This is a genomic window from Bacillus paramycoides (genome assembly GCF_001884235.1).
Taxonomy (GTDB): Bacteria; Bacillota; Bacilli; order Bacillales; family Bacillaceae_G; genus Bacillus_A; species Bacillus_A paramycoides.
The window spans coordinates 1-467 of sequence record NZ_MAOI01000095.1 but is presented as its reverse complement, the minus strand read 5'-3'; the positions used below and the strand labels follow the sequence as shown (position 1 = coordinate 467).

The window sequence follows — 467 nt, the reverse complement described above, 5'->3', positions numbered from 1 at the left end:
CCTTCTACTTTTGTTTTGCCTACTTTTGTATTTGTGATGTCAGTACCACTTACTTTGGATTCATATCCTGGTACTGCTTGTTCTTTCACTTCATACTTGTACGCTACTCCGTTTGCATCGTATGCTTGGAGGTTTTCAAACGTGTACTTCCATTCTGTTGCTACTGTTACTTCTTTTGTATCTACTACTTTACCGTTTTGTAGTAAGTCTACTTTAATCATTTCCGGACGATCTGTTGCGTTATCGTCTTTCCATGTCTTCGTTCCTTCTACTTTTGTTTCGCCTACTTTTGTATTTGTGATGTCATAACCTTTCACTTCGGATTTGTATCCGTCGATTGGTTGTTCTTTCACTTCATACTTGTATGCCTTACCTTCTGCATCATATGCTGCTAAATCTTTGAATTCATATTTCCAGCCTGTTGCTTTGCTTACTTCTTGCGTCGCAATCACTGTACCATTTTGTAA

Annotated in this window: 1 protein-coding gene; it reads right to left on the bottom strand. The window is 38.1% G+C overall.

Features of this window, described 5'->3' with window-relative positions; all coding sequences use genetic code 11:
* Window positions 1–467, bottom strand: a 467-nt coding sequence (locus tag BAU28_RS20960) for a Cna B-type domain-containing protein (RefSeq protein WP_116500425.1), incomplete at both ends; no start/stop codon positions are given.